Here is a 26430-nt window from a genome sequence, read left to right on the forward strand (position 1 = left end):
GGCGAACGCCATGCCCCGCAAGCCCGCCCGCGCCGTGGCCCCCTGGGTCCGCACCCGGCTGCGGACCGCGCCCGGCACGGCCCTCGCCTACGGCCTGCTCGTGCTGGTCACGGCCTTCCTCGCGGCCGCGCTCCCGCGCTCGGTCGACACGTACGAGACGGAGGGCCTGTGGCACGCCGTCGACTCGGCCGAGCCGCGCCGCACCGCGCTGACGCTGACCTCCTCCCTGAAGAGCAACCTCTCCCCCGAGCAGCAGGGGCGGCAGTACGCCCCGGGAAGGATGCGCGCCGTCCGCGACCGGCTGACGCCGCTGCTGCCCGCCCCGTTGCAGGTCGACCCGGCGAACTCGGTCTACGGGGTGCACACGACGAAGCGGACCCCCGGCCTCGACCCGTGGCTGCCGGCGCCCGACGGCGAGCCGGCCGAGTTCGTCCTCGACACGCCCTCCGACCTCGCCGCGCACTCCACCCTGACGGCCGGCCGGGCCGCCCGGGCCGGCAAGGACGGCGCCATGGAGGCGGTCGTCACGGCGAAGACCGCCAAGGCCCTCCGTCTGAAGGTCGGTTCCGTCGTCCACCTCCCGGGCAGCAACGCCGAGCCCCAGCCCGTCACCATCACCGGCATCGTCGAGCCGCGTGACAGCGGCAGCGGATACTGGGCGGTCGACCCGCTCCTGCACACCCCCCTGTTCACGGCCCGGGGCTCCGTCGACATCAAGTGGTACTGGGTCGCCACCCTGATCGTGGCCCCCGAGAGCGCGCCCGGACTCGTCGACACCCTCGGCGAGCCCGAACAGTACTGGCGGTACGCGCCGACCGTCGGCCACCTCACCGCCCAGGACACCGACCGGCTCACCGCCGCCCTCGACTCGGCGTCCGGCGGGCCCGGCCTGGTGGCGCTGCGCGGAGTCCTCGGCACCAACGGCAACGTCGCCACCCAGCTCGACGAGGTCGTCACCGAACACCTCGGCATGCGCGGCGCGATCGCCGCGGTCGTCGCCGTCGCCGCCTTCGGCGTCGGCGCGGTCGCGGCCGTCGTGCTCGCCATGACCGGAGGCCTGTTCACCGCCCGCCGGCACGCCGAGCTCGCCCTCCTGCGCTCCCGCGGCGCCTCCCTGACCGGCATCGGCGGGCGGCTGCTCGGCGAGACCGCCGCCGTCGCCGTCCCCGCCGCCGCGCTCGGCCTGCTGCTCGCCCTCGCCGTCACCGACTCCGCCGGCGCCCGCCTCGCCCCCGCCTGTGCGGCGGCCGTGGGCGTCGCCCTGCTCGCCACCCTCGTGCTGCCGCTGCGCGCGGTGTTCCTGCACCGCCGCCCACAGCTGCACGGCGGCCGCGACGACCTCGTCTCGGCCCGGCCCTCCCGCCGCCGCACGGTCGTCGAACTCACCTTCCTGGTCCTCGCGGTGGGCGCGGTCGTCGCACTGCGCCGCCGCGGCACCGGCGACCCCGGCGACCACCTGGTCAGCGCGGCGCCGGTGCTCGTCGGCCTGATCGCCGCTCTCGTCCTCGTACGGCTCTACCCGCTGCCGCTGCGCTGGGCGGCCCGGCCCGCACGCCGGCTGCGGGGCGCGGTCGGCTTCCTGTCACTCGCCCGCGCCGGACGCTCCTCGTCGGCCGGCGCACTGCCCCTGCTCGCCCTGCTCCTCGCACTGACCACGGCCGCCTTCGGCGGCTCGGTGCTGGCCGGGGTCGCCGACGCGCGCGACCGGGCCGCCTTCCTGGCGACCGGCGCCGACGCCCGGGTGACCGACGACGTGGGATGGACACCGCTGCCCGCCGGCGTCGCCGACACGGTGGCCGGGTTCCCGGGCGTGCGGGAGGTGTCTCCCGTGCAGATCGAGTACGGCCTGGAGCTGCCCTCGCACACGGGCGTCACCGACAACGGCATGGGCGCCCCGCTGATCGGCGTCGAGCCCGCGAGCTACGCCCGGCTCGCGGAACGGACCGGCTTCGGCCCGTTCCCCGCCGGCCTGCTGAGGTCCACCGGCACGGGAGGGCCCGCGCATGTCGGCGACACCTCCCGGATCGTCCCTGCGATCGCCTCGCCCCGCGTCGCCGAGCGCCTCGGCACCCGGCCCATCGAGATCACGGCGGCCGCCGGCCGGTTCCACGTGAAGGTGGTCGCCGTCCGCGACGTCACGCCCGCCTTGCCCGACAAGGACTTCCTCCTCGTCAACGGCGCCGACCTCACCAACCGGGCGCCCACCACGCTGCTGGTCACCGGCAAGGGTGACGGGACGCTCGACGGCAGGGCGCTGCGTGCCGCGGTCCGCGCGCAGGACAGGAAGGGCCAGGTCGAGCTGATCGCCGAGAAGCGCGCCCGGTTCGTCGACTCGCCGATGCAGGACGGCGCCGAACGGCTCTATCTCGCCGCCATCGCCGCGGGCGCCGGCTACGCCGTGCTCGCCGTGCTGATCTCGCTGCTCCAGGTCGCGCCCGAGCGCACCACGCTGCTCGCCCGGCTGCGCACGATGGGCCTGACCCGCGGGCAGGCACGCCGGCTGCTCGTGTGGGAGGCACTCCCGCAGGCGGTGCTCGCGGCGCTCGGCGGCGCGCTGGTGGGCTGGGCGACGATCCTGCTCCTGTCGCCCGGGGTGGACCTGGCGCGGCTCGCGCTGGGCGCCGCGCCGGACGAGGCGGTGGCGCTGGGGGCCGCGCTCCGGGCCGACCGCTGGTCGCTGGGGCTTCCGGCGGCCGGGGTGGTCCTGCTCGCGGGGGCGGCGGCCGTGGCGCAGGCGTGGTGGGCATCCCGCAGGGGCTCGATCAAGGAACTCAGGGCAGGAGACGCACGATGACGACGACTTCGGTGGGCCCGGGCAACTCCGGCCCGACGACCCTGGAGGAGCTGGAGCGGCGGGCGACGGCCCGGCGCGACCGGCCCTCGTACGGGCACGACGCCCTGATCGCCTGCGACCGGCTCGTCCGGATCTTCACGACCGACGGGATCGAGGTGCAGGCCCTCCAGGGCCTCGACCTCCTGGTGAAGGAGGGCGAGCTGATGGCCCTGGTCGGCGCCTCCGGGTCGGGTAAGTCGACGCTCATGAACATCCTCGCCGGGCTCGACGTGCCGACCGCCGGCGCCGCCAAGGTCGCGGGCTGCGACCTGCTCTCCATGGACGGCAAGGCACGGCTGCGCTATCGCCGCGAGGTCGTCGGTTTCGTCTGGCAGCAGACCGCCCGCAATCTCCTGCCCTATCTGACGGCCGCGCAGAACGTCGCCCTGCCCATGCAGTTGAAGGGCCGCTCCCCGCACAAGGCGCGGCGCGCGGAGGAACTCCTGGCCATGCTCGGCATGGCCGAGATGGCCGACCGGCGGCCTCACCAGCTCTCCGGCGGCCAGCAGCAGCGGGTGGCGATCGCCGTCGCGCTCGCCAACAACCCGTCGGTGCTGCTCGCCGACGAGCCCACCGGCGAACTGGACTCCGCCACCGGCGAGCAGGTCTTCGCCGCCTTCCGCCGGGCCAACGAGGAACTGGGCACGACGATCGTGATCGTCACCCACGACCAGGCCGTGGCCTCGGAGGTACGCCGTACGGTCGCGATCCGCGACGGGCGCACCTCCTCCGAGGTACTGCGCCGCACCGAGATCGACGCGGAGGGCCAGGAGTCGCTGGTGGCCCGGGAGTACGCGATGCTCGACCGGGCGGGCCGGCTCCAGCTGCCCGCCGAGTACACGGAGACGCTGGGCATGCGGCACCGGGTGGCGCTGGAGCTGGAGCAGGACCACATCGGGGTGTGGCCGGACGACGCGGAGCCGGACGGCGGGCACTGACGTCACGGCTGACGCCCGTCCGCTGACGGGACCGGTCGGTCTGCCGGCTGCGCGGGGCCGCGGACGGAACGGGCCGGTCGGCGGAACCGGCCTCCGGGCAGGGGCGTCTCCCTGGCCGGGGGGTGACCCGTGACGAAGACCGTGTCGTACGCAGGCGCCGTGCTCGTACCCGCCGGCGCCGGTGTCCTGCTGCACCTGTGGGCGGGCTGGAGCATGCACAGCCCCGTCCGCGTCCCGGCCGTGCTCGCGCTCCTGGCGGGCCTCGCCCTCGCCGGCCTCGCCCTCTTCGCGCACGACGCGCTGTTCCGCGAGGGCGGCAGCATCGTCGCCGCGGTCCTGCTCGTGGCGGGCCTGGGCGCCGTGTGGGTGGAGGCCCGGGACTCCCGCATCCGCGCCGAGGTCGCCGCCTGCGAGATCACCGGCGAGGCCAGGATGACGTACCACCCGACCTTCGGCGAGGGCGCACCGGGCGAGAAGCGGCTCTACCACCATCCGCTGGTCTGCGACGGCGGCTATCCGTCGGACTTCACCGCGGAGAAGCGTATCGGCGCGGCGGGCACGAAGGTCGACATCGCCTACGACCCCGCGCACCGCATGGACCCGATCCTGGCCGAGGACAACGTGGCCCACGGCTCCCTGGTCGTCCCGGCGGTCCTGCTCACCCTGTGCGCGGCGCTGTCGGGACTGGCACTCGCCGGGGAGGGGCGGCGGGACGGGCCTATGTGGTGAGGCGGGGGCCGACGTGGTGAGGCGGGTCCGGCCGTCCGTCCCCGGGGACGTCGGGACCTCGCCCGACGGCGGGGGCCGGACCTCATGGCCGAAGCGGGCGCCAGGCCTCGGACCGGCGGGCGCGCTGGGCCTCGGGCCGGCGGGCGGGCACAGGGGCTCGGGCCCGCGGGCGGGCCCGGGGGCTCAGGCCCGCAGGTCCATCAGGCCGGCGGCGGTGGGGCGGAAGCCGCACCTCTCGTGGAAGCGGGTGAGGTGGGGCTCGCAGTCCACGTGCAGCCAGTGCGCCCCGCGCTCCCGCGCGGCCTCGGCGGCGGCCCGGACGAGAGCGACGCCCAGGCCCGCCCGGCGCTCGTCCGGATGGACGGTGGTGTCGAGCAGGAAGGCGTGCACGCCCCCGTCGCCGACCACGTTCACATAGCCGACGAGCCGCCCGTCGCGGCGCGCGGTGACGTGCAGCAGGCGCCGGGCGAGGACCGGGGCGAAGTCGGTGCCCCGGTGGCCGGGCCAGGAGGCGTGGAAGAGCTCGTCGACCTCGGGGCCGGTGAGCGGCCCCTCGACCACGGGGGTGATCACCGGGGGGCGCCCGGCGTCACGCTCAGGGCCATCGGGGCGGTCCGCAGGGCGACCGAGCCGTACGGGGTGCGGAGCCGGAGCCACGGGCCGGAGGCGAAGAGGACCACCGGCAGCTCCTCGTCGGGGAGCCGCGGCAGGAATCCGAGGGACTGGGCCGCGTGCGCGGCGCGCAGCGGCAGGCCCGTGCCGGCGAGGGTGCGGGACCAGATCTCGCGGCCCATGCGGTCGCGCTCGGCCCGGGTGCGCCGCTCCTCGGGCAGGGCCTCGTCGCGGGAGCGGAACTCGGTGACCGCCGCGGCGACCGCGCCCCGTATGCCGTCGGCGGACGGCAGCCCGGCGACGGGCTCCCAGCCGCCGCGGGGCGGCAGTACCCCGGCCCACGGCGGGCCGGTGACGGAGTCGGGGACGACCGCCTTGCCCGCCGACTCCTCGATGCCTTCGAGGAGTTCACCGGCGGAGACGGTCACGTCCAGGTCCACCGCGTCCACGAGCCGCGCGGTGCGGATCGCGAGCACCTCGAAGGACGACGGGCGCCCGAACACGGCGAGCGCGCCGCCGCCGGCCTGGAGGCGGACGGCGGCGGCACGGTCGTAGTGCAGCAGCCGGCGCAGGAAGGCGGCGAGTCCCGCCGCCTCCCTGGGGTCGGCGAAGTGCAGCGGCGCGATGGCGGTCATGCGGCGGACGTCATCCCGTCGTCCATGTACTCCTTGAGGAACGCCCGCTCCTCGTCGGAGATCCGGCGCGGGCGCTGCTCTGCGAGGTCGAACGGCACGACCACCGTCCGGGCGCGCACGTACGTCACGTCCGGGTCCTTGATCTCGTACGCGATCGTCAGCGACGCCGCGCCCATCTTCGTGACCCAGGACTCGATGGTCACCGGCTCGTGCCGGTGGACCAGCGGCCGTACGTAGTCGATCTCGTGGCGGGCCACGACGGACCCTCCGGAGAACGACGGGCTCCCGTTCCCCGGCGCGAGCCGGAACATGAAGTCGATCCGTGCCTCCTCCAGATAGCGGAGGAAGACGACGTTGTTGACGTGCCCGAAGGCATCCATGTCCGACCAGCGCAGGGGGCAGGCGTAGATGTGTCGTGCCATGAGAACGATCAGCCTCGGGTGAGCTTCTTGTAGGTGGCGCGGTGCGGACGGGTGGCGTCCGGGCCGAGCCGCTCGACCTTGTTCTTCTCGTACGACTCGAAGTTGCCCTCGAACCAGAACCACTTGGAGTCGCCCTCGTACGCCAGGATGTGCGTGGCGACCCGGTCGAGGAACCAGCGGTCGTGGGAGACGACCACCGCCGCGCCGGGGAAGTCGAGGAGCGCGTTCTCGAGCGAGGACAGGGTCTCGACGTCGAGGTCGTTGGTCGGCTCGTCGAGGAGCAGCAGGTTGCCGCCCTGCTTGAGGGTGAGCGCGAGGTTCAGGCGGTTGCGCTCACCGCCGGAGAGCACGCCGGCCGGCTTCTGCTGGTCCGGGCCCTTGAAGCCGAACGCGGACACGTAGGCGCGGGACGGCATCTCGACCTGGCCGACGTTGATGTAGTCCAGCTCGTCCGAGACGACCGCCCAGAGAGTCTTCTTCGGGTCGATGTTGGCGCGGGACTGGTCCACGTACGAGATCTTGACGGTCTCGCCGACCTTGATCTCGCCGGAGTCCGGCGTCTCCAGGCCCTGGATCATCTTGAAGAGCGTGGTCTTGCCGGCGCCGTTCGGGCCGATGACGCCGACGATGCCGTTACGCGGCAGCGTGAAGGACAGGTCGTCGATGAGGACCTTGTCGCCGAAGGCCTTGGAGAGGTTGTTGACCTCGACCACGACGGAGCCCAGACGCGGGCCCGGCGGGATCTGGATCTCCTCGAAGTCCAGCTTCCGCATCTTGTCGGCCTCGGCGGCCATCTCCTCGTAGCGCGCCAGACGCGCCTTGGACTTGGCCTGACGCCCCTTGGCGTTGGACCGCACCCACTCGAGCTCTTCCTTGAGGCGCTTGGCGCGCTTCTCGTCCTTCTTGCCCTCGACCTTGAGGCGCTCGGCCTTCTTCTGGAGGTAGGTCGAGTAGTTGCCCTCGTACGGGTGGGCGCGGCCGCGGTCGAGCTCGAGGATCCACTCGGCCACGTTGTCGAGGAAGTACCGGTCGTGGGTGATGGCCACGACGGTGCCCTTGTACTGGGCCAGGTGCTGCTCCAGCCAGTTCACCGACTCGGCGTCGAGGTGGTTGGTGGGCTCGTCGAGCAGCAGCAGGTCGGGGGCCTCCAGCAGCAGCTTGCAGAGCGCGACGCGGCGCTTCTCGCCACCGGAGAGGTTGTTGACCGGCCAGTCGCCGGGCGGGCAGCCCAGGGCGTCCATGGCCTGCTCCAGCTGGGCGTCGAGGTCCCACGCGTTGGCGTGGTCCAGGTCGTCCTGGAGCTTGCCCATCTCCTCCATGAGCTCGTCGGTGTAGTTCGTCGCCATTTCCTCGGCGATCGCGTTGAACCGGTCGAGCTTGCCCTTGATCACGGCGACGCCGTCCTCGACGTTCTCCAGGACCGTCTTGGACTCGTCGAGCTTCGGCTCCTGCATGAGGATGCCGACGGAGTAGCCGGGCGAGAGGAACGCGTCACCGTTGGAGGGCTGCTCCAGGCCGGCCATGATCTTGAGGACGGTGGACTTACCGGCACCGTTCGGGCCGACCACACCGATCTTCGCACCGGGCAGGAAGCTCAGCGTCACGTCATCGAGGATGACCTTGTCGCCGTGCGCCTTGCGCGTCTTGCGCATCGTGTAGATGTACTCAGCCAAGAGAAACCGTCCGGCAAAGAGTGAGTGGGCAGATACACCCCATCTTGCCTGACCGAGCCCCGTCGGCGGAAACCAGTACCGCGTCGGCCGCCTGATCTGGGGCTTCTCAGGAGCGCTGGTGACCGCCCGGTCACCGTCGGTGGCTCGCGGACGTGACGAGAACGGCCCCGTCGCGCGCTGCGCGACGGGGCCGTTCTCGTCATGCCTTACCGCTTACTGCCTGCGCAGTCGGCTCACTGGCCGGCCGGCTTCTTCCGACGGAGGAAGAAGACCGCGCCGCCGCCGATCACGACGAGCGCGGCAGCGATGCCGGCGATCATCGGGGTGGCGTTGGAGCTACCGGTCTCGGCGAGGTCGCCACCACCGGTGGTACCGGAGGTGCTGCCGCCGGCCGTGGCCGGGGACTCCGAGGGAGCCGGGGTCTCGGACGGCTTCGGGCCCGGGGTGGACGTCTTGCAGTCCAGGACGCCCTCGACGACCTTCTCGAAGCGGTTCGGGCCGGTGATGGTGAACTTGTAGGCCTCGTCCTCGGCGACCGGGACGGTGAAGGTCTCGGACTTGCCGGCGGCGATGGTGTGCTTCTGGCCCTTCAGCTCGAAGGACCAGTCCTCGTCACCCTCGTTGGACGCGGTGATGTCCACGCCGCCCTTGGCGCAGTTCTTCACGGCCGAGACGGCCGGGACGGCGCCCTGCTTGGCCCAGCTCGCGGTGGCCTTGGCGCTCACCGTGGAGGTGCTCGTGCCGGCCAGGATCAGGGTCTGGCTCTTGACCTTCTTGCTGACGAAGGCGCGACCGATCGGAACCGTGGTGTCGCCCTGGACGCTCACCTCGGCGCTGCCGTCGGCGGTGCCGGCCGGGACGTCGAAGTAGATCTTGCTCTCGCCCTTGGAGACGGAGCTGACGACCTTGCCGTCCTTGTCCACGATCTTCACACCGGCGGGGGCCCCGGGCGTGAGAGAGACCGCGGCCGTCTCGGCGTTGGTGTCCACGGTGATCGGACCGAGACGCTCGCCGGCCTTGCCCGCCACGGAGGACGGGGAGAGGCTGAGAGAAGCCTTGGGCTCCTCCACGTTCTCGGCCTTCTCCTCCAGGTACTTCGTCAGCTTGGCCGCGTCGGCGTCGTGGGGGGTGCCCTCGATCTTGTCCGAGAAGTGCCAGATGGCGGCCTGGGTGGCGGCGGCGGCGGTCTCCTTGGTGAGCTTGTCGGCGCCGGCCTTCTTGGCCAGGTCGTCGAGGTCGTTCACCTGCGGGTAGGAGTGCTGCAGGATCCAGCGGATCTTGCCGGCGTTCGGGTTGTTGTGGAGCGACGACTGGTCCCAGCCGACCTCGTCGTACTCCTTGCCCTTGAGGGCGTCGGTGTGGAAGTCGATGCAGTAGGTCTGAATGGACCCACCGGACTTCACGTTCATCTCGAAGAGACCGGCGTTGACGTCCCAGCCGAGGCCCTTGATCTTGACCTTGGCGTAGATCTTCAGGTCACCGAGCGTGGCGGTCGCGCCACCCGTGCCCTGGTCGGCCTCGTCGGCCATCGCAGGTCCCGCGACGGCTATCGCACCGGCGGCGACCAGACCCGTGATCGCGGCCGCTGCGGCAAGGCGGGCAGCGCCGCGCCTCCGTACAGAAAACATGGATTTCCCCTCCGGGCAGGCTGCTCCGCGGTCATCGATCGATACGCGTGGGGGGAGCACCTGCCAGCAGACTCACTGACCCACTGGAAGCAAGCGCCTCATGAGTACAGGGAATCCTAGGGAGCGCGAAACCCCCCTGTGTCCGCTAGTGCGGTCCGATAACCATACCGACTCGAAATCGTTATCAGCCGCGGAAGTTGACGGGGAAACCGCTGGTCACGGTGTCGACAAATCCCCGCAACGCATGGTCAGGAGACGGTTACCAAAGTGCTGTTGACGGCGTCGGGGTCCGGTGGTGGGGACTGCCACGGGTCGGATGCGGTCACATCCGGAGGTTGCAATTCCGGATTCTGCCGCACCGCCCTCCGGAACGCCGCCGTGCCCCGTGTGAGGTCGTGGCCCGCCGCGGTCGCGACGACGTCGACGAAGGTCTTGCGGCGCCCGTCGAGCTCCTCCTCGCGCACCTTCAACCTGCCGTGCACCACCAGCGGTTCCCCCACGGACACCGACGCCGCCAGGTTCACCCCCAGCGAGCGCCAGGCCGACACCGTGTAGAAGCTGGTGGGCCCGTCCGTCCACGCCGCCCGCTCCCGGTCCCAGCGCCGGACCGGCACCGCGAACCGGAACCGTGCCACCCCTCCGGCCGGCGTCTCCCGGTACTCCACGTTCGTCGCCACGTTGCCGACCAGCGTCACCGTCGTCTCGCTCATGTCTCCACCCCTCGTCCGGCCTTCGGATCGTGCGTTCACCGCCCATGGTGGGCCGAACCGCAGAAATCCGCTGGAGCCTGTGGACAAGGGGACGACTGTGGACAACTCCGCCACTCGAACGGGTAGTGACGGTCAGGCAGGCAGCACCGCGTCAGCAGACCCGTATCAAGAGACCCACGTCAACAGACCCGTCTCAGCGGACCCGCCTCAGCGGACCCGCGTCACGCTCGCCCTCGTCGGTCCGAGCCGGGACCCGCCGAAGCGGCCGCCGTTGCCGCCCCGGCCCGGCACCCGCGTCGCGCCGGAGGCCGTCACGTACTGCTCGCGCACCTCCCGGTAGCGCATGAGTTCCGCGGCGATCGGATCGAGCACCCGCGCCCGGCCGCAGGCCGCCGCCGCCTCGCGGAGCTTCCGCTCGGCCTCCTGCCCGTACCGTTTCGCCGGCCCCCGCACCGCCGCCGCGCACGCCCACTCCACCAGCGGCCCGCCGACGATCCCACCCACCATGATCAGGACCGGTGGCCACAGCAGCGGCTCCACCACGCCCACGATCTGGCCGACCAGCCACACCGCGCCGAAGATCTGCAGGAAGGTCATCACCATCTGGGCCAGCACCGCCGCCGGCCACCACGCCGGACGCGGCGGGCGGGCCGCCGGGTCGCCCATCGTCACGGTCAGTTCGTCCAGCGCCTCCGGCAGCCCGTCCGCCCCGCGCAGGGCGGCCTCCCGCACCGCCTGGGCCCACGGCCCCGGCAGCCCGCGCGAGGCCTCGTCGGACACGATCCGTACCGCCTGCTCGACCCGTTGGCGTGCGGTCAGCTCCTCCTCGACCGGGACGTTCAGGCGCGGGTCCGTGCTGCCGTGCGCGCGGACCCGCTCGTACCAGCGGTAGAGCCGCAGCCACGGCGTCCCGCAGGCGCGGATGGCGCCGCGTCGCCAGACCCGCTCGGCGGCCTCCCCCGCCGCCTGGGCGCCGACCGCGACCGCCAGACGGTCGGCGAAGTCCTCCCTGGCCCGCTCGCCGAGCCCCGGCCGGCCGTCCGCCACGTACACCGGCTTCAGCCGGGCCGCGGCCGCGTCGACGTCGGCGGCGAGCCGCCGCTCGGGCGCGGTGCGCTCCTGCACGAACCCGCCCAGCATCTCCCGGAGTTCCGGCACGCCCTCCCCCGTCAGCGCGGAGAGGGAGAGGACGGTCGCGCCCGGCTCGCCGTGCTCGCCGAGCGCCACCCCGTCCTCGTCGAGAAGGCGCCGCAGGTCGTCGAGGACGAGGTCGGCGACCTCGCTGCCGAGCCGGTCGATCTGGTTGAGGACGACGAAGGTGACCTCGGCGTGTCCGGCGAGGGGCCGCAGGTAGCGCTCGTGCAGGGCGGCGTCCGCGTACTTCTCGGGGTCCACCACCCAGATCACGGCGTCGACGAGGCCGAGCAGCCGGTCCACCTGGTCCCGGTGGGCGACGACGGCCGAGTCGTGGTCGGGCAGGTCGATGAGGACCAGGCCCTGGAGGTCGGCATCCGCCGCACCGCCCGCGAGCGGCCTGCGCCGCAGCCGGCCGGGGATCCCGAGCCGGTCGAGCAGCCCCGCGGCGCCCTCCGACCAGCTCAGCGCCAGCGGCGCGGCGGTCGTGGGACGGCGCAGGCCGGTCTCGGACACGGGCACGCCGGCGAGGGCGTTGAAGAGCGTGGACTTGCCGCTGCCGGTGGCCCCGGCGATGGCGACGACGGTGTGCCGCGCCGACAGCCGCTGCCGGGCGGCCGCCTCGTCGAGCACCCGCCCCGCCTCGGCCAGCGCCTCCGCCTCGACCCGGGCGCGGGACAGGCCGACGAGCTCGTGCAGCGCGTCGAGGCGGGTCCGCAGGGCGCCGCCGTAGGCCCCGCCGAGGAGCGGCAGGCCGCCCTCGTCGTCGTCCGCCTCCGGCTGCGGGACGCCCGCATGCGGCTCGCCGGCCAGGGCGGCACGATCGGCGGCCCGGCGGGCGATGAGGCCGTCGTCCCAGCGGGTGGGGGCGGGGGTGGCGGCGGGGGCGTCAGCGGAGCCGGGGCCCGGGTCGGGGCCGGGGCGGGGGTCCGGGCCGGGGCCGGGGCGGGTCTCGGAGCCGTTACGGTCGGGGGCCGCGGCGCCGGTCACCGGGCGCTGGGCCGACCCGTCGGCGGAGCTCGTCTGCGGGGACCCCGAGGGACTCGTCGCCCCCGGGGGACGCGTGGACCCGACAGCACTCGTGGGCCCCAGGAGGCCCCTGGACGCCGGGGCGTCCATCGCGCCTGCGGAACCCGCCGAGCCCCCGGCACCACCTGCGTCCCCCGCACCCCCCGAACCACCTGAGCGCCCCGAGCCCCCGGCGCCTCGCACGCCCATCGCGCCACTCACACCTCGCACGGCCGCCATGCCCCCCGCACCTCCGGAACCCCTGGAGCCCCCGGCATCCCCGAAGCCCCCCGGCTCCCTTGCGTCGACTCGGTCCTCCACTGCGTCACTTCTCCTTCTGCAGGACGGAGAGCGCGGCGATCAGCTCGGCCTGCGGCTCGGGGGTCACGTCGAGGGCGTCGAGGGGCGCGAGACGCCGGTCGCGTTCGGTGTGCAGGGCGCGGTCGAGGTAGCTCCGCAGCAGCTCGCCGCCCTTGTCGCGGAGGAGCAGGGCGCCCTGGGCGCCGAGGAGTTCGGCCAGCCGGTCGCCGGCGGCGCGGGTGCGGCGGCCACCCAGGAGGACGGCGGCGAGCAGGGCCGTGAGCGTCTCGTTGTCGGGCCCTGCGGCGGCCGCGGCGCGCGCGGAGCCCCGTCCCGGGCCCTTCCCGGAGCGCATCGAGCCCCTGCCCGTACCGCGCAGGGTGGCCGGGCTGTCCATCGCGCCCACCTCCTCCTCGACCATCTCCTCCAGGACGCGGCGCCAGCGCCGTACGGTCATGGCGATCCGTTCGCCGGCGTCCCGGCCCTCGTCCCCGCGGGGGTCACGGAAGGCGGGGGCGCCCGCCGGGGCGAGCGCGCCCGCGGCGGGTTCGCGGCGCCAGGCGTCCCGTACCCGCTCGTCGGCCGCGGCGACGGCGCACTGCAGGAGCGCCGCGAGGGATTCGGCGAGGGAGTCGAGGAGTTCGTCGGCGGAGCTGTCGCGGGGGTAGCCGCGCCAGCGGGTGCGGGCGTCCCCGGCGAGCACGGCGCCGCGCCGGACGAGTTCGCGGACCCGCTTCCCCTGCTCGGCGTAGGCCGACTCGACGGCGGCGCCGAGCCGTACCGCCGCGGCGTACTGGGCGGCGACGGCCCCGGCGAGTTCCGGCATGCGGGTGTCGAGGGAGTTGATCACGCCGGCGGCGGTACGGCCGACGGCCTGCTGACGGGCGGCCGGGTCCTGGGCGCAGTGGGCGAGCCAGCCGCGCAGCGGGGCGACGGCGTTGTCGGGCAGGAGGCCGCTGCCGCCGCCGGTGGACTCGGGGAGTTCGGGGATGGTGAACCGGGGCAGGTCGCCGAACCCGGCCTTGTCGAGCAGCGCCTCGTACTGCCGGGAGACCTCGCCGATGACCTGGTGGGGGACACGGTCGAGGACGGTGACGAGCGTGGCGTCGTACTCCTTCGCGGTGCGCAGGAGGTGCCAGGGGACGGCGTCGGCGTAGCGGGAGGCGGTGGTGACCATGACCCAGATGTCGGCGGCGCACATCAGCTCGGCGGCGAGGAGACGGTTCTCGACGACGAGCGAGTCGATGTCGGGCGCGTCGAGGAGGGCGAGTCCGCGGGGCAGGGTGGCGGCCGTCTCGACGCGCAGCGCGTTGTCCTCGGGCGGCTCCTCGGCCGGGTGGTCGTCGTCCTGCTGCGGCAGCCAGACGCGGGTCAGTTGGGGCAGGACCCGCATGCCGGCGAACCAGTGGTGGTCCTCGGGGTGGCAGACCAGCACGGGTGTACGGGTGGTGGGGCGGAGCACTCCGGCCTCGCTGACCCGCCGCCCGACGAGCGAGTTGACCAGCGTGGACTTCCCCGCGCCGGTGGACCCGCCGACGACCGCGAGCAGCGGGGCGTCGGGATCTTTCAGTCGGGGCACCAAGTAGTCGTCGAGCTGCGCGAGCAGCTCGGCCCGGGTCTGCCGGGCGCGGGGGGCGCCGGGGAGGGGGAGAGGAAGGCGCACGGCGGCGACACGGTCGCGCAGGGCGGAGAGTGCGTCGATCAGCTGAGGCCGTTCGTCCAAGGTCACCACATGCGAAGAATGCCCAATTTTGGAGCCTTTTTGAAGCGTATTGGGGCTGCGCGCGCCGACCGAACGGATGTAGCCGGGGACCTCAGGCATAACGAGTGCACAACACCCGGCCCGAGTGGCGCGAAAAGCGCTGCGCGAATCGCACCTGCCTGCGATTATCGGACCGCTTCACCGAACCTCCACATCGTGCCACGCAGGTGAAGCAACCGGGCCAAGGGGATCGGAGCCCTATCCTTGACCCGACCATCCCAGGCCCCCGTAGCTCAGCGGATAGAGCAGGTGCCTTCTAAGCACTTGGCCGCAGGTTCGAGTCCTGCCGGGGGCGCTCCGCCAAGACCCTCCTTCGGGAGGGTCTTTTTGCTGGTCAGGGGCGGTTTTCAGCCGTGGACAGGGCGGTCGGCGAGAGAGCCCCCGATGGCTCGATCCGTCCGGCTGAAACCGGCCAGAGACGGCCTCCGGCGGCCGTTCGGCCCGAAATCGGCCCGAAGTTTCGGGACGTCTCTCGGCAGCACCAAAGGGATAAATCGGCATTCGGGTTGAAGGCACGATCATGCCCGGATCATCCTTACCGGCATGTCTCTCGCCGCCGCGCTCGACGTGTCACAGCTGCCCGACTACGCGTACGACTGGGCTCTGGTCGACGTCGAGACATCCGGTCTGATCGCCCGGCGTGACCGGATCCTCTCGATCGCGGTGCTGACCTTCGGGCCGGACGGGACTCAGACCGGCGAGTACTCCACCCTGCTGAACCCGGGCTGCGACCCCGGGCCCGTGCACATCCACGGCCTGACCGCGGAGCGGCTGAGCGGCGCCCCGACCTTCGAGCACGTAGCCGGACGGATCGGAGCGCTCCTGCAGGACCGCGTCATGGTGGCCCACAACGCACAGTTCGACTATGACTTTCTGGCCCATGAGTTCGCCCGCGCCCGGCTCTATCTCCCGGTCACCCAGCGCCTGTGCACCCTGGCCCTGAACCGACGGGTGGAACCGCCCGCCGCCGACCTCAGCCTGGCGTCCCTGGCCGCCCACTACGGCGTGCCGCAGACCAGCGCTCATGACGCACTGGACGACACTCGCGTCCTCGCGGGAATCTTCCGCTCCTCCCTCTCCGAAGCCGCACGGCTGGACGTCCCGCTGCCACTGGTGCCCTGCCCTCCCCGGCAGGATCCCCAGTTCGCGCCGAATCCGCCGAAGACCCCGTGCACCTACCGGAACCCGGGTCGTCTGGCACCCGGCGATCCGCTCGTCCAGGGCATGAAGATCGCCATCACGGGCGAGACCGCGACCTCCCGGGCCGAGCTGGTGGCCCGGGCTGTCGCCGCCGGGCTGAACATCATGTCGTCGGTCAGTCGGCACACCAGTGCTCTCGTCACCAACGACGCGGCCTCGGGCTCGGCGAAGGCGCGGCGCGCGATCGCCGAAGGCGTCACGGTCATCGACGAGCACACGTTCCTCAAGCTGCTGGGAGAGGTGCGTTCCGGAACACCGCACGAGAATCAGACTCCGAAGAAGGCCCCGGAAGCGGCGGCCCCGGCCACAGCGCCCACGCCGTCCCCCGCTGCGACCGCAGCTGTCGCTGACGTGCCGGCGCCCAGGCGGCCCGAGCCGAAGCATTCCGCCAAGCCGTTCGGCCGTCGGCGGGTACTGATCCTTGGCGGCACCCACGAGGAGGCGTCCGCTGCCCGGGCCAGGGTCGTCGAGCTGGGTGGGACCGCAGCCATCAACCTCTCGGCGAGCGTCACCGACGTCGTCCTCTTCCCCGGGGGCGAACTCGACCGCCGCATGACCCGCATCACCGCGTTGGGGCTTCCGGTCCACGCCCACGGATGGCTCGGATCCCCCGCCTCCGAGCCTGCCGACGTCCCCGCCCAGGACGGTGCGATGACCGACGTCCTGCCGCGCGGCGGAGTCATCGACCTCCCCACACTCTCCACCGCCGGCCACTGGCACGTGAGTGCCTCCTGGGCGCAACAGACGAACTGCGAGATCGACGTCGTCGCCTTCGTCCTCGACGAGGACGAGCAGGTCTCCTGCGACGGGGACTTCGTCTTCTACAGCGCGCCGGAAAGCCCCGACGGAGCCATCCGTCTCCTCTGCGACGGCCCGACGGAGCAGACCATCGCCGTCGACCTCGCGGCACTGCCCCCCGCCGCCCACAGGATCGCCATCGCCGCCGCCATCGACGGTGCCGCCACCTTCGGGGACATCGGAGCGGTCCAGATGACCCTCGCCCCGGGCATCGACGCCCCGGCCACGGCCCAGGCCACTCTGGACGCCGCCACCAGCGAACGCACCCTGCTCCTCGCCGAGATCTACCGCCGGGGCCCGAGGTGGCGCTTCCGCGCCGTCGGCCAGGGCTACGACCATGGTCTGGAGACCCTCGTACGGGGATACGGCGTCGACGTGGAGTAACCCTCGTCGCCTGCCAGAGGGCGGGGGGGTGCCACAGTGCATCGGGTGCAGAGAGAGGGCTCGTGGTTGCGCTGCCCGTGCAGGGCGCCTCCGTGAGGTCGGGGTTCTGGGCAGTCGTCTACGTTGACTGGCCGCAAGGCCGTACCCTGCCCTGGGCTTCTCCTCCCTCCGCCTCCGGCGAACTGGCACAGCAGAGGGCCCGGCCACGGCCGAGCCCCTCTGATCCACTCTCGCGGCCGCACTCGACGGTTGTCAGACGCGGGTGTGATGATCCGCCGCATGGCTACCTGGCTCGACGGCACCGACTTCGCCCGCTACGCGCTCATCCCGGAGGAACTCCTCCCGACATGGGAAGGGACCGAGGCGGACGAGGTGATGGAGGAGTACGTCTCGGCCCTGCGGATGGCCGGCCGCGACATCCTGACGCTCGGCGCCGAGCCCCTGTCCATCACCTGGCTCGCCAAGCCCCTCACGTTCGCGCGCTGGTGCTACGCCGATGACGACACGGGACTGCTGTCCGCCGTCCACGCCGCCGGATCCGCCGACGGCTGGAAGGACGTCCTCACCCTCGAACTCGGAGGACGATACGTCCTGGCCGACGCCGCCTACGAGGCCGACAGGATCCTCGGTTCCCTGCGACATGCACAGCAGCCGGCGGAGGCGCTCCGCGTCGAACTGTCACCGGGCCGCTATCGCGTTCAGTCGCTGATCGTCGATCCCGACCCCAAGACGCAGTTCATGCTGGAACGCCTGCTGCCCGAATAATCGATCAGCCGACGGACCCTCCCTCTGGTGGGATGCGGTCATGTACTGCGCCGATCTCAGCCCCGACGCCTATCCCACCGCCGAAGACGGCGACGTGTTCACCGAGGTCGGCACCGGCGTGCGGTTCGTCACCGTGCGCGATGCCGCCGCCGGCTCAACATCGGCCGGCTGGAGGCCGGACGGCCCTGGACCGCGGGGCCGGCGCCCGCGGAGTTCGCCCGACGTGACGAAGAGCTACTAGGCCCAGGCGGTTGCGTCGTAGACGCCGCCGCAGTGGGGGTCGTCCGCGTCAGGGATGCGCAGGGCCTCCGGGCTCTCCGGCGCGTCGGGTCTTTTTGCTGGTCGAGGGCGGCTTTCGGTCGGGCGTGTCGCGGGCGGCGCGATGCCCTCGGTGACCGGATACGTCCGGTGGATTCCGGTCAGGCGACCCCGAAGCGGCCGGCTCAGGGGTGCTCCAGGCGGTCGGCTCAGGCGGCTCGTTCCTCGGGTTTACGGCCCCAGGCGGTGAGCATCCCGGCCGAGAGCGCGGCGCACTCGTCGGAGTGCAGGTAGAGGATCGCCGCGTCGACGGCCGCGTCGTCGACCAGGCCGGTGGCGAGCATCGCCGCCCTGCTGCGCTCCCACGTGTCCGTCCAGAAGTGGCTGATGGGGCTGCCCGGCACCAGCGGCGGCACATGGATCTCGGCGGCGACGGGGTGCAGCCCCGCCGCGCGCAGCAGGTGCGGGTACGAGGGCACCCAGGAGACGTCGGTCCCGATGGTGTCCCGCAGCCCCCGCCACATCGCCCGCATCACCTCGGCGTACGGCGTGCCGGGCATGGCGCCGCGCGTCCCGGCGCCCGCCCCGTCACGCGTGGCGCCGACTGCCCCGCCACCCGCCTCGTCACCGGTCCCGTCGCCCGCCAGGTCGCTCGTCAGGTCGACGGCGTCGCTGAGCACCAGCACGCCGCCCGGCTCGACGAGTTCGGCCAGCGCCCTGATGACGCGTTCCCGCTCCGGCAGGTGCATCAGGACGAAGCGCGCGTGGACGAGGTGGAACCGGCCGGGCGCGAAGTCGGGGGCCGTGACGTCGGCCTCCAGCGGCGTCAGGCCCGGCACCGGCCGCTCGGCGAGGAAGCGCACGTCGCGGTCCACGGCGAGCACGCTCTCCACCCCCGCCTCCTCCAGGAGGCGCCGGGAGACCGTGCCCGTGCCGGCCCCCACGTCCAGGCAGTGCCAGCCCTGCCCCGCACCGAGGGCCCGCAGCCGCGCCATGGTGATGTCGTCGTACGCGAGCGCCCCGAAGTCGATGCGCTCGCCCTCGCCCGCCGCCTCGGGCCGGAACGCGTCCTCGCCGTAACGCCCGCCGCCCGGCGCGCCCGCGGTCACGGCGCCGCCAGGTCGGGCCGGAAGATGCCGTCGAGCGATTCCATGTCCGGGACCTCTTCACCTGTCGGGCAGTGCCGGACGGCCTTCCCGCCGAGGCCGCCACCTCTTCGATCGTCCACCGGCCGCCGCGCGCCCGCACCTCCGCCGGTTCGCATTCCGCGCCGCCGGGGCGTCGGGAGAGGGAGTAATTACTCTTTCCCTTTCCTCCGACACCTCTCGGGGGGGGCGCCATGTATTCTCTCGTCACCACTTCAGAATTCCTCCTTAATTCCTCACCGAAGGGGGCTGCGTCGTCGGCGGTTTCTTTTCGTCGAATCGGAGCCTCGGCCAGCTACGGCACCTCAGCGGGTCACGACGAGCGGGCGGCCCGGATCCGTACGCGCGGCTTTGCGGTCACCCTCGCCGGAGCCTGCCGCCACAAGGCATCCAAGGCCCTGCGCCCGCCCGCTTCACCCTCGCGGGACTGCGGAAATTCGCCGATGGTTTCACCATGCGAGACAACGCGAAAATCGTCCGTACCGGAACACGCCCGACGTGTATGCTCCGGCCATGTATCGCAGCATAAGCGTGGGCATACTGGGCGCCGGTAATATCGGAGCGGCTTTCGCAGATTTTCTTCTGAGCCGGGCTCCGGAGATCCGGGAGATCAACGGCCTCGATCTCCGCCTGACGCGCATCGCCGTACGGGACGCCGGAAGGAAACGCCCGGGCCTGCCGGACGCGGTCCTCACCGAGGAGGTGCAGGCGGTCACGGACGCCGACGACATCGACGTCGTGGTCGAGGTGATGGGCGGCATCGAGCCCGCCCGCAGCCATGTGCTCGCGGCCCTCCGCGCCGGCAAGCCCGTCGTCACGGCCAACAAGGAGCTGATCGCCGAGCACGGCCCCGAGCTCTACGCGGCGGCCGACGCCGCCGGGGTCGACCTGTTCTTCGAGACGGCCGCCGTCGCCTCCGTGCCGATCCTCCGCCTGCTCCGGGAGTCGTTCCTAGGCGAGGACGTCACCAGCGTCCTCGGCATCGTCAACGGCACCTCGAACTACATGCTGACGCGCATGTCCGAGGAGGGGCTCGGTTACGACGAGGTTCTGCGCCAGGCGCAGGAGGCGGGTTACGCCGAGCCCGACCCGGCCAACGACGTGAGCGGCGCGGACGCCGCGTCGAAGCTGGCCATCCTCGCCTCGCTCGCCTTCAAGCGGGCGATCGCCGCCGACGACGTCGAGCGCGAGGGGATCGAGCGGCTGCAGCGCGAGGACTTCGAGATCGCCGAACGCTTCGGGTACGTCATCAAGTCCGTGGCCAAGGCCGACGTCTTCGGGACCACGGGCACCGGCGAGCGGGAGGTCGGCGTCCAGGTCTTCCCGGCGCTCGTGGACCGGAACCACCCGCTCGCCCACGTACGCAACACCTTCAACGCGGTCTTCCTGCACGGCAGCGCGGCCGGCGACCAGATGTTCTACGGGCACGGGGCCGGTCGCCTGCCGTCCGCGTCGGCGCTCCTCGGCGACCTGGTCACCGCGGCGGACCACGTGCGCCGCGGCACCCATCGCGCGGTGCCGCTCGGCAGCCCCGCGGCGCTCCGGCCCACGGAGCTGCTCGCGCACCCCCACTACCTCAGGCTGGACGTCGCCGACGCGCCGGGCGTCCTGTCCGAGGTGACCGGCGTCCTGGGGCGCCACGGGGTGTCGATCCGCTCCATCACCCAGGAGGAGGGCGCGTCACGGGTGCGCGTCGTCTTCATCACCCACCGCACCGCGGAGGGCGCGATGCGGAAGGCCGTCGGGGAACTCCGCGGCCTCGACAGCGTCCTGGGCATCGGCGGCATGCTCCGCATCGTGGAGGCCTGAGCCCCGCCACGCCCCCCGCCCCGCGGCGCGCGCCAGAACCCGATCCCCGCGGCCCGACCCCCGCGGGGGCCCGAGGCGCGTGGGCGCTAACCCCGGTAGTACCGCTCGATCGGCACGCGCGCCTCGGCGAGGAGGGCCGGGCCGTCCTCGGCGACGGTCGGCCAGGCGCCCGACTCCGGGTTGAGGGAGACCAGTTGGGCGGTGGACAGGGCGAAGACGACCCGGCCGAGGCCAGAGCGCACCAGGGCGCCGGCGCACATGCCGCAGGGCTGGCAGCTGGTGTACATCGTCGTGCCGGCGGCCGTCTCCGGGTCCAGTTCGCGGGCCGCCCAGCGGGCGAGCTTCAGCTCCGGGTGGGCGGTGATGTCGTCGTCGCGGCGGACCGTGTTGTGGGCCTCGGCGAGCACGGTGCCGTCGGGAGCGGCGAGCAGGGAACCGTACGGGGCGTCGCCCAGGTCGACGGCGCGGGCGGCGAGGGCGACGGCGCGGCGCAGGAGTGCCTCGTCGGCGGGGGTGATCACGGTGCTGTCCTCCGGTGGTCGGCGACGGCGGCGAGTGCCTGCCAGGCCGTGTGCGGCCGGCGGGTCTCCTCGGGGTCGCCGTGGTAGGGGTCGAGTACGACGGTGTGGGCGCCGAGGGCGCGCAGTTGGTCGAGGTCGTCGAGGACCTGGTCGAGGGTGCCGACCCCGGCCGGCCGCTCCGGGTCCTCGACCGGCGCGTCGGTGAGCCGCAGGGCGATGCGGGGCGCGAGGCCCGGGAGTCGGTGACGCTCCACGACGGACCGCATCCAGGACACGGTGCCGCGCAGCGGATGCCAGGCGTCCCCGTACTGCTGCGCGCGCCGAATCCCGGCCTCACTGTTGCCGCCGACCCAGATCGGCACGGCGGAGCCGGGACCGCTCCCGGACCCCACTCCCGGCCCGGCTCCGGCGCCCACTCCGGCCCCCACTCCGGCCCCCGCTCCCGCCCCAGCTCCGGATCCCTCCCCGGATCCCACTCCGGCCCCCGCCGCGCTCCCCCGCTCGCCGCCCGTCGTGCGCAGCGCGTCCCGGAGCGTTTCCAGGTGCTCGTCCGTGAGCCGGCCCCGGGCCGTGTACGGCACGCCGAGGGCCGCGAACTCCTCACGGGCCCAGCCGACCCCGACGCCGAGGACGAGCCGGCCGCCGCTGAGCCGGTCGAGGTTGGCGACCATGCGGGCGACGAGCAGCGGGTGCCGGTACGGCAGGACCAGGACCGTGGTGCCGAGACGCACCCGGGTGGTGAGCCCGGCGAGCCAGGACAGCGTGGTGAACGGCTCGTAGAAGGGCTCCGGGTACCGCTCGGCCACGTCCGGCGTGACGGCGACGTGGTCCGACACCATGAGCAGGTCGTAGCCGAGGTCCTCCACGGTCCGGGCCCACGCGCGCAGGACGCCGGGATCGGTGCCCGGCCCGAAGTTCGGTACGTTGACGCCAAGTTGCATGCTGCGAGGCTATCCCCGTGATCTCGGCCCGATGAAGAGCGTTCTCCCGGTCTTCCGGGCTGCTTCCCGGGAATTCACCGGTAAGGTCGCCGGATGGGCGCGAATCTCGACGACGTCGACTGGGCCATCATCGAGCAGTTGCAGCAGGAGGCCCGGATCTCCCTCAGTGAGCTGGGGCGCCGGGTCCGCCTCGGGCCGTCGGCCACCACGGAACGGGTGCGCCAGCTGGAGGCGCTGGGCGTCATCACCGGCTACCGGGCGACGGTCGACCTCACGAAGGTCGGCTATCCGGTGCTCGCCGTCGTCCGCCTGAAGTACCCCGGCAACCGCCATCAGCCGCTGCACCGGCTGCTCGACGAGCGGCGCGAGATCCTGGAGTGCCTGCGGACCACCGGCGACGACTGCTACACGCTGAAGGTGGCCGCGACCTCCATGGCGCACCTGGAGTCCCTCGTCGACGAGCTGGCCGGCCTCGGGAGCACGACGACGAGCGTCGTCTACAGCCAGCCCCTCCCCCGGCGGGGGCCCGAGCGGCCCGCAGACCGGACGCCGCCCGCCGGATAGACGCCCCCGGCTGGGTAGACATCTGAGGTGAACACGACGCTCGGCGCTGCGCGCATCGAACGGATCCTCCAGGACGGGGTCCGCGGCCGGGTCTTCCCCGGGGCCGCCTGGGCCCTCGGTGACGCCCGCGGGCCCGTGGCGGGCGGGGCCGCCGGGGTGCTCGCGCCGGCACCGGCGGGCGGCGAACCGGTGCGGGCCGACACGCTGTTCGACCTGGCCAGCCTCACGAAGGTGATCGCCGTGTGGCCGGTCGTCGGCACGCTCGTCGAGTCCGGCAAGCTCGCGCTCGACGTGCGGCTCGGCTCCTTCTGGCCCGAGGTCGCCGGCCACCCGCTGGGGGACGTGACGGTCCTCCAGCTCCTCACCCACACGGCCGGTCTGCCCCTGCGGGCCAATCTGCGGGCGCTGTACGGCACCGATCCGCAGGACGTCCGCGACGGGGTGCTGCGCGAGGTGCTGCGGCGGCGGCCCGGGGAGGCCGTCGAGTACACCGACCGGGCGGCGCTGGTCCTCGGCTACCTGGCCGAACACCTCACCGGCCGGCCCCTGGCGCGGCTCGCCGCCGAGCGGGTCTGGGCGCCGCTCGCCATGACGGACACCCGGTACGGTCCGCTGCCGCCGCGGCAGGCGGCGCGGACCGCGCCGACCGAGTACGACGCCGACACCGGCGCCCATCTCCAGGGCACCGTCCACGACTACTCCACCCGGCTGCTGGGCGGGGCCTGCGGGATCGCCGGAACGTTCTCCACCACCGGGGACCTGGGGCGCTTCCTGCGCCAGGTGCTCGATCCGGTCCGGCCGCCCTTCGGCCCCGGGTGGGTCGCGGACTCTCTGCGGGTCCGTACGGGCGAGCTCGCCCCGGTGCGCGGACTCTTCTGGCACCTCGCGCCGGGCACCGCCGTCCGGGACGACGTGTGGGTGCACTACGGCTTCACCGGCACCGGCATGTGGGTCAGCCCGTCACGCGGACGCTGGGCGGTGCTGCTCACCAACAAGCTCTACTTCACCCGCGACACCGGCCCGGTGACCGCGGTGCGCGACGCCTTCCGTCAGGCCGTGTTCGGCGCCCGGTGACGGTGCGGGCCACGGTGACCGGATCGGGCCGGGCTCGTTGCACGCGTAAACGATCACGTGTGTGGTCGGTGGGCGAACGGGCAGTGGAGGCGCGACCGTGGGAGACGAGCGGGCGGTACTGGTCAGGGACCTGGTCCTGAGCGACCCGGAGGGCGTACGGCGAGCGGCGGACGAGCTGGGAGCGGGCGGCGCGGTGGTGCACGGCTTCGCCAACTTCTACGCGCTGACCGCGGGCGCGGATCCGGAGGTCGTGGCGTGGGTCAACCGGATGAAGGGCCGTCCGCCGGGTCGGGTCGGGTCCGTCACCACCGTGCCGTCCGGCATCCCGGCGCTCTTCGACTGGACCCGGCTGCCCCCCGAGCTGCCCCGGCGGCAGGTGCGGTCGCTGCTCGACGAGCTGTACGAGCTGGGCCCGTTCGGCTTTCGCGGCCCGGCCGCGGAGCGGCTGCCCGGCCATCTGACGGCCGTCCGGGACGGGGTGCGGACCGTGCAGGTGATCGCGCCGGGCCGGGACTGCCCGTCGAACGCCTTCCTCGGTGAGGCCCTGGACCGTACGGGCGACGCGTTCCTGTTCGTCACCTCGGCGAACCGCTCGCGGGAGCTGCCCCATTGGCGCGGCGAGGCGGTGGTGGCGGACTTCCGGGACGAGCCGCGGGTACGGGTGCTGGCGCACGCCGACGACGGCGCGGCGCGGCTCCGGTACCCGCACCACGCGCCGGTGTCGACGAGCGTGCTCTCCTTCCACCGCACCGCGGGGGTCGGCCGGGCGGGGCTGCCCGCGCTGACCCTGGAGCGGCAGGGTTCCCTGTCCGCCGCGTACATCCGGTCCGTCGCCGCGAACCACGGCTTCGCCCTCGCCCTCGCCCCGCAGGCGGGGCCCCGGAGGGACGCCCGGATCTACCCGCAGGCCACCGGCCCGGCCGGGGCGTAGCGCGGGCCGACGACTCCGCACGGCTGCGGCCCGGCCGGCCGGAGCAGGGGACGAAGCCTCCGCACGGCCCCGGCCCGGGGGCCGTGGCGCCGGACGACCGCTCCGTGCGGCCCCGGCCCGGCCGGCCCGCCGCGCGGCCGGCGGACGACGGGGCGCCGTACGGACGGGCGCTACGCGGCGGCGCGGTAGGCGCGTACGAAGGCGGCCACTCCGCCCCGGAGGATGCGGTCGGTCTCGGCCTGCGGGAGCGGCAGGACGCCGTAGTGGGAGCGCTGGACGACGGCACCGGTGGTGAGCGCCATGAAGTGGCCGCTCGCCAGGTCGGGGTCGCCGTGCAGGTCGAGCAGGCCGTGGCCGGCGAGCCCGGTGAAGGCGGCGGCGAGTGCGGCGCCGACCGGTCCCGGTCCCGCCTCCTGCCAGGCGGTGCGGACCTCCTCGGGGACGTGGTCGGCCTCGGCGGAGAGGTGCCGGACCAGCGCGAAGTGGTCGGGGTACTCGGCGACGAGGTCGGTGAACGCCCGTGCGAGGGCGACCAGGTCGCGTTCGAGGGCGTCGGGGTGGGGCGGCCGTGCGGGGTCCACGAGGGCGTGCAGCCGGGCCAGTTGGGCGTCCTTGACCTCGTGGGAGGTCCAGGTGACGACCGTCTCGAAGAGCTGGGCCTTGCCGCGCGGGAAGTGGTTGTAGAGCGTGCGGGTGGAGACGCCGGCCGCGGCGGCCAGGGCGTCGACGGAGGCGCGCGCGTAGCCCTCGCGGCCGAAGGTCCCGCAGGCCGCACGGACCACCGCGATCTGTTTCTCCAGCTTGCGGGGCGGGACCTCGCGCCGGGCCCGTGCCGTCCAGGCGTCGTTGGTGCTGCTCATGACGGCACCTTATCGCTGCGCGGACCGCCGGGTAAAACGAGCGTTGCACTTTTTACAACGAGCGTTGTACCTTCATCGAAGGCCGGGCGCACCAGGCGTCCCGGCCGTTCCCGGAGGGGGATTCCGCCATGTCCGAGACCACCGCCACGCCCGAGGCGGCCGCCGCACCCGAGCAGGCCACCGCGTCCGGGCCGACGGCCGCCGCACACACCCCGCTGCGCGTCGCGGTCCTCGTCGGCAGCGTCCGCGAGGGCCGCCAGGCCCGGCCCGTCACCGACTGGTTCCTGGGCCTCGCCGAGCGGCACGGCGGCCTGGAGCTCGACGTCGTCGACCTCGCCGAGATCGACCTGCCGCTCGCCATGCCGGGCTGGGGAGCCAAGCCGAGCCCGCGGGCGGCCGCGGCGCTCGCCGGGGTGTCACCGCGACTGGCCGCCGCCGAGGCCTTCGTGGTCGTCACACCGGAGTACAACCACAGCTTCCCGGCCGCCCTGAAGAACCTGATCGACTGGCACCGCCCGGAGTGGCAGGCGAAGCCGGTCGGCTTCGTCTCGTACGGCGGCCTCGGCGGCGGCCTGCGCGCCGTCGAGCAGCTGCGGCTGGTCTTCGCCGAGCTGCACGCCACCACCGTGCGCGACGCGGTGAGCCTGCACGGCCCCTGGTCCGGGCTCGGCGAGGACGGCACGCCGCGCGACGCGGCGATCGCCGCGTCGGCCGCCAAGGGCATGCTGAGCCAGCTCACCTGGTGGGGAAGGGCGCTGCGCACCGCCCGGGCCGACCTCCCCTACCAGGGCTGAGG

At 73.3% G+C, this 26430-nt stretch carries 23 protein-coding genes and 1 tRNA gene; 12 read left to right on the forward strand and 12 right to left on the reverse strand.

The window, feature by feature from the left end; translation table 11 throughout:
* Positions 1-10: 10 nt before the first annotated feature.
* The 3 genes from ACGF1Z_RS10285 (at position 11) to ACGF1Z_RS10295 (ending at position 4500) form a co-directional block, all read left to right on the forward strand.
* Positions 11-2794 (forward strand): FtsX-like permease family protein, encoded by a 2784-nt coding sequence (locus ACGF1Z_RS10285; protein ID WP_393001980.1) that lies wholly within the window; start codon positions 11-13, stop codon positions 2792-2794.
* Positions 2791-3771 (forward strand): ABC transporter ATP-binding protein, encoded by a 981-nt coding sequence (locus ACGF1Z_RS10290; RefSeq protein WP_393001982.1) that lies wholly within the window; start codon positions 2791-2793, stop codon positions 3769-3771. The genes ACGF1Z_RS10285 and ACGF1Z_RS10290 overlap by 4 nt, the downstream gene beginning before the upstream one ends.
* A 129-nt stretch (positions 3772-3900) precedes the next feature.
* A complete protein-coding gene (locus ACGF1Z_RS10295; protein ID WP_393001984.1) occupies positions 3901-4500 on the forward strand; it encodes a hypothetical protein in 600 nt (199 codons plus the stop codon).
* A 183-nt stretch (positions 4501-4683) separates the two neighbouring features.
* Here ACGF1Z_RS10295 and ACGF1Z_RS10300 read toward each other — a convergent pair whose 3' ends face one another.
* From ACGF1Z_RS10300 to ACGF1Z_RS10335, 8 genes are all read right to left on the reverse strand, one after another.
* Entirely contained in the window at positions 4684-5073 is a 390-nt protein-coding gene (locus ACGF1Z_RS10300; protein WP_393001986.1) for a GNAT family N-acetyltransferase, read from the reverse strand.
* Positions 5070-5747 carry a hypothetical protein gene (locus tag ACGF1Z_RS10305; RefSeq protein ID WP_393001988.1) on the reverse strand — a complete coding sequence of 226 codons (678 nt, stop codon included), beginning with the start codon at positions 5745-5747 and terminating at the stop codon, positions 5070-5072. The genes ACGF1Z_RS10300 and ACGF1Z_RS10305 overlap by 4 nt, the downstream gene beginning before the upstream one ends.
* The gene (locus ACGF1Z_RS10310; protein WP_393001990.1) at positions 5744-6169 is read right to left on the reverse strand and encodes an acyl-CoA thioesterase; all 426 of its coding nucleotides are present in this window, start codon (positions 6167-6169) and stop codon (positions 5744-5746) included. The genes ACGF1Z_RS10305 and ACGF1Z_RS10310 overlap by 4 nt, the downstream gene beginning before the upstream one ends.
* Before the next feature lie 8 nt (positions 6170-6177).
* A complete protein-coding gene (gene ettA / locus ACGF1Z_RS10315) occupies positions 6178-7842 on the reverse strand; it encodes an energy-dependent translational throttle protein EttA (protein ID WP_393001992.1) in 1665 nt (554 codons plus the stop codon).
* A gap of 233 nt (positions 7843-8075) precedes the next feature.
* Complete coding sequence (locus tag ACGF1Z_RS10320; protein WP_393001994.1) at positions 8076-9470, reverse strand: Cys-Gln thioester bond-forming surface protein; 1395 nt, start codon at positions 9468-9470, stop codon at positions 8076-8078.
* 248 nt (positions 9471-9718) lie between these two features.
* Entirely contained in the window at positions 9719-10180 is a 462-nt protein-coding gene (locus tag ACGF1Z_RS10325) for a single-stranded DNA-binding protein (RefSeq protein WP_393001996.1), read from the reverse strand.
* Between the two features lie 207 nt (positions 10181-10387).
* The gene (locus ACGF1Z_RS10330) at positions 10388-12304 is read right to left on the reverse strand and encodes a GTPase (protein WP_393001998.1); all 1917 of its coding nucleotides are present in this window, start codon (positions 12302-12304) and stop codon (positions 10388-10390) included.
* 343 nt (positions 12305-12647) lie between these two features.
* Positions 12648-14345 (reverse strand): dynamin family protein, encoded by a 1698-nt coding sequence (locus ACGF1Z_RS10335; protein WP_393002000.1) that lies wholly within the window; start codon positions 14343-14345, stop codon positions 12648-12650.
* A 261-nt stretch (positions 14346-14606) separates the two neighbouring features.
* Between ACGF1Z_RS10335 and ACGF1Z_RS10340 the strand changes: the two genes are divergently transcribed.
* The 4 genes from ACGF1Z_RS10340 to ACGF1Z_RS10355 all read left to right on the forward strand — a co-directional run bounded on the left by ACGF1Z_RS10340 (position 14607) and on the right by ACGF1Z_RS10355 (position 17772).
* Positions 14607-14679 (forward strand) — tRNA-Arg (locus ACGF1Z_RS10340).
* A gap of 248 nt (positions 14680-14927) precedes the next feature.
* Positions 14928-16766, forward strand: coding sequence for a TerD family protein (locus ACGF1Z_RS10345; protein ID WP_393002002.1), 1839 nt, complete (start codon positions 14928-14930; stop codon positions 16764-16766).
* 279 nt (positions 16767-17045) lie between these two features.
* The gene (locus ACGF1Z_RS10350) at positions 17046-17531 is read left to right on the forward strand and encodes an Imm21 family immunity protein (protein WP_393002004.1); all 486 of its coding nucleotides are present in this window, start codon (positions 17046-17048) and stop codon (positions 17529-17531) included.
* Between the two features lie 40 nt (positions 17532-17571).
* Entirely contained in the window at positions 17572-17772 is a 201-nt protein-coding gene (locus tag ACGF1Z_RS10355) for a hypothetical protein (RefSeq protein ID WP_393002006.1), read from the forward strand.
* 226 nt (positions 17773-17998) lie between these two features.
* Here ACGF1Z_RS10355 and ACGF1Z_RS10360 read toward each other — a convergent pair whose 3' ends face one another.
* Complete coding sequence (locus ACGF1Z_RS10360; RefSeq protein ID WP_393002008.1) at positions 17999-18898, reverse strand: class I SAM-dependent methyltransferase; 900 nt, start codon at positions 18896-18898, stop codon at positions 17999-18001.
* Positions 18899-19447: 549 nt separating this feature from the next.
* Between ACGF1Z_RS10360 and ACGF1Z_RS10365 the strand changes: the two genes are divergently transcribed.
* Entirely contained in the window at positions 19448-20743 is a 1296-nt protein-coding gene (locus tag ACGF1Z_RS10365; protein WP_393002010.1) for a homoserine dehydrogenase, read from the forward strand.
* Positions 20744-20829: 86 nt separating this feature from the next.
* On the opposite strand, the gene ACGF1Z_RS10370 is transcribed toward ACGF1Z_RS10365, so the two are convergent.
* Positions 20830-21264, reverse strand: a complete 435-nt coding sequence (locus ACGF1Z_RS10370; protein ID WP_393002012.1) for a nucleoside deaminase — start codon at positions 21262-21264, stop codon at positions 20830-20832.
* The gene (locus tag ACGF1Z_RS10375) at positions 21261-22205 is read right to left on the reverse strand and encodes an LLM class flavin-dependent oxidoreductase (RefSeq protein WP_393002014.1); all 945 of its coding nucleotides are present in this window, start codon (positions 22203-22205) and stop codon (positions 21261-21263) included. Before ACGF1Z_RS10375 ends, ACGF1Z_RS10370 begins: the two co-directional genes overlap by 4 nt.
* Before the next feature lie 93 nt (positions 22206-22298).
* Here ACGF1Z_RS10375 and ACGF1Z_RS10380 point away from each other — a divergent pair, with 93 nt between their 5' ends.
* From ACGF1Z_RS10380 to ACGF1Z_RS10390, 3 genes are all read left to right on the forward strand, one after another.
* Positions 22299-22769 carry an Lrp/AsnC family transcriptional regulator gene (locus tag ACGF1Z_RS10380; protein ID WP_393002016.1) on the forward strand — a complete coding sequence of 157 codons (471 nt, stop codon included), beginning with the start codon at positions 22299-22301 and terminating at the stop codon, positions 22767-22769.
* A gap of 27 nt (positions 22770-22796) precedes the next feature.
* Positions 22797-23843 carry a serine hydrolase domain-containing protein gene (locus ACGF1Z_RS10385; RefSeq protein WP_393002018.1) on the forward strand — a complete coding sequence of 349 codons (1047 nt, stop codon included), beginning with the start codon at positions 22797-22799 and terminating at the stop codon, positions 23841-23843.
* 97 nt (positions 23844-23940) lie between these two features.
* Complete coding sequence (locus ACGF1Z_RS10390) at positions 23941-24774, forward strand: hypothetical protein (RefSeq protein WP_393002020.1); 834 nt, start codon at positions 23941-23943, stop codon at positions 24772-24774.
* Between the two features lie 170 nt (positions 24775-24944).
* Here ACGF1Z_RS10390 and ACGF1Z_RS10395 read toward each other — a convergent pair whose 3' ends face one another.
* On the reverse strand, positions 24945-25634 hold the full coding sequence (locus ACGF1Z_RS10395) for a TetR/AcrR family transcriptional regulator (protein ID WP_393002022.1): 690 nt from the start codon (positions 25632-25634) through the stop codon (positions 24945-24947).
* 128 nt (positions 25635-25762) lie between these two features.
* Between ACGF1Z_RS10395 and ACGF1Z_RS10400 the strand changes: the two genes are divergently transcribed.
* The gene (locus tag ACGF1Z_RS10400; RefSeq protein WP_393002024.1) at positions 25763-26428 is read left to right on the forward strand and encodes an NADPH-dependent FMN reductase; all 666 of its coding nucleotides are present in this window, start codon (positions 25763-25765) and stop codon (positions 26426-26428) included.
* Positions 26429-26430: the final 2 nt, after the last annotated feature.

The organism is Streptomyces sp. NPDC048018, assembly GCF_043202995.1.
Classification (GTDB): domain Bacteria; phylum Actinomycetota; class Actinomycetes; order Streptomycetales; family Streptomycetaceae; genus Streptomyces.

Bases quoted from the DNA above. Each gene is read 5' to 3' on its own strand.
- ACGF1Z_RS10345 (WP_393002002.1), top strand. From the start codon at position 14,928: ATGTCTCTCGCCGCCGCGCTCGACGTGTCACAGCTGCCCGACTACGCG.
- ACGF1Z_RS10395 (WP_393002022.1), bottom strand. From the start codon at position 25,634: ATGAGCAGCACCAACGACGCCTGGACGGCACGGGCCCGGCGCGAGGTC.
- ACGF1Z_RS10380 (WP_393002016.1), top strand. From the start codon at position 22,299: ATGGGCGCGAATCTCGACGACGTCGACTGGGCCATCATCGAGCAGTTG.
- ACGF1Z_RS10305 (WP_393001988.1), bottom strand. From the start codon at position 5,747: ATGACCGCCATCGCGCCGCTGCACTTCGCCGACCCCAGGGAGGCGGCG.
- ACGF1Z_RS10375 (WP_393002014.1), bottom strand. From the start codon at position 22,205: ATGCAACTTGGCGTCAACGTACCGAACTTCGGGCCGGGCACCGATCCC.
- ACGF1Z_RS10290 (WP_393001982.1), top strand. From the start codon at position 2,791: ATGACGACGACTTCGGTGGGCCCGGGCAACTCCGGCCCGACGACCCTG.
- ACGF1Z_RS10350 (WP_393002004.1), top strand. From the start codon at position 17,046: ATGGCTACCTGGCTCGACGGCACCGACTTCGCCCGCTACGCGCTCATC.
- ACGF1Z_RS10285 (WP_393001980.1), top strand. From the start codon at position 11: ATGCCCCGCAAGCCCGCCCGCGCCGTGGCCCCCTGGGTCCGCACCCGG.
- ACGF1Z_RS10320 (WP_393001994.1), bottom strand. From the start codon at position 9,470: ATGTTTTCTGTACGGAGGCGCGGCGCTGCCCGCCTTGCCGCAGCGGCC.
- ACGF1Z_RS10310 (WP_393001990.1), bottom strand. From the start codon at position 6,169: ATGGCACGACACATCTACGCCTGCCCCCTGCGCTGGTCGGACATGGAT.
- ACGF1Z_RS10365 (WP_393002010.1), top strand. From the start codon at position 19,448: ATGTATCGCAGCATAAGCGTGGGCATACTGGGCGCCGGTAATATCGGA.
- ACGF1Z_RS10325 (WP_393001996.1), bottom strand. From the start codon at position 10,180: ATGAGCGAGACGACGGTGACGCTGGTCGGCAACGTGGCGACGAACGTG.
- ACGF1Z_RS10355 (WP_393002006.1), top strand. From the start codon at position 17,572: ATGTACTGCGCCGATCTCAGCCCCGACGCCTATCCCACCGCCGAAGAC.
- ACGF1Z_RS10400 (WP_393002024.1), top strand. From the start codon at position 25,763: ATGTCCGAGACCACCGCCACGCCCGAGGCGGCCGCCGCACCCGAGCAG.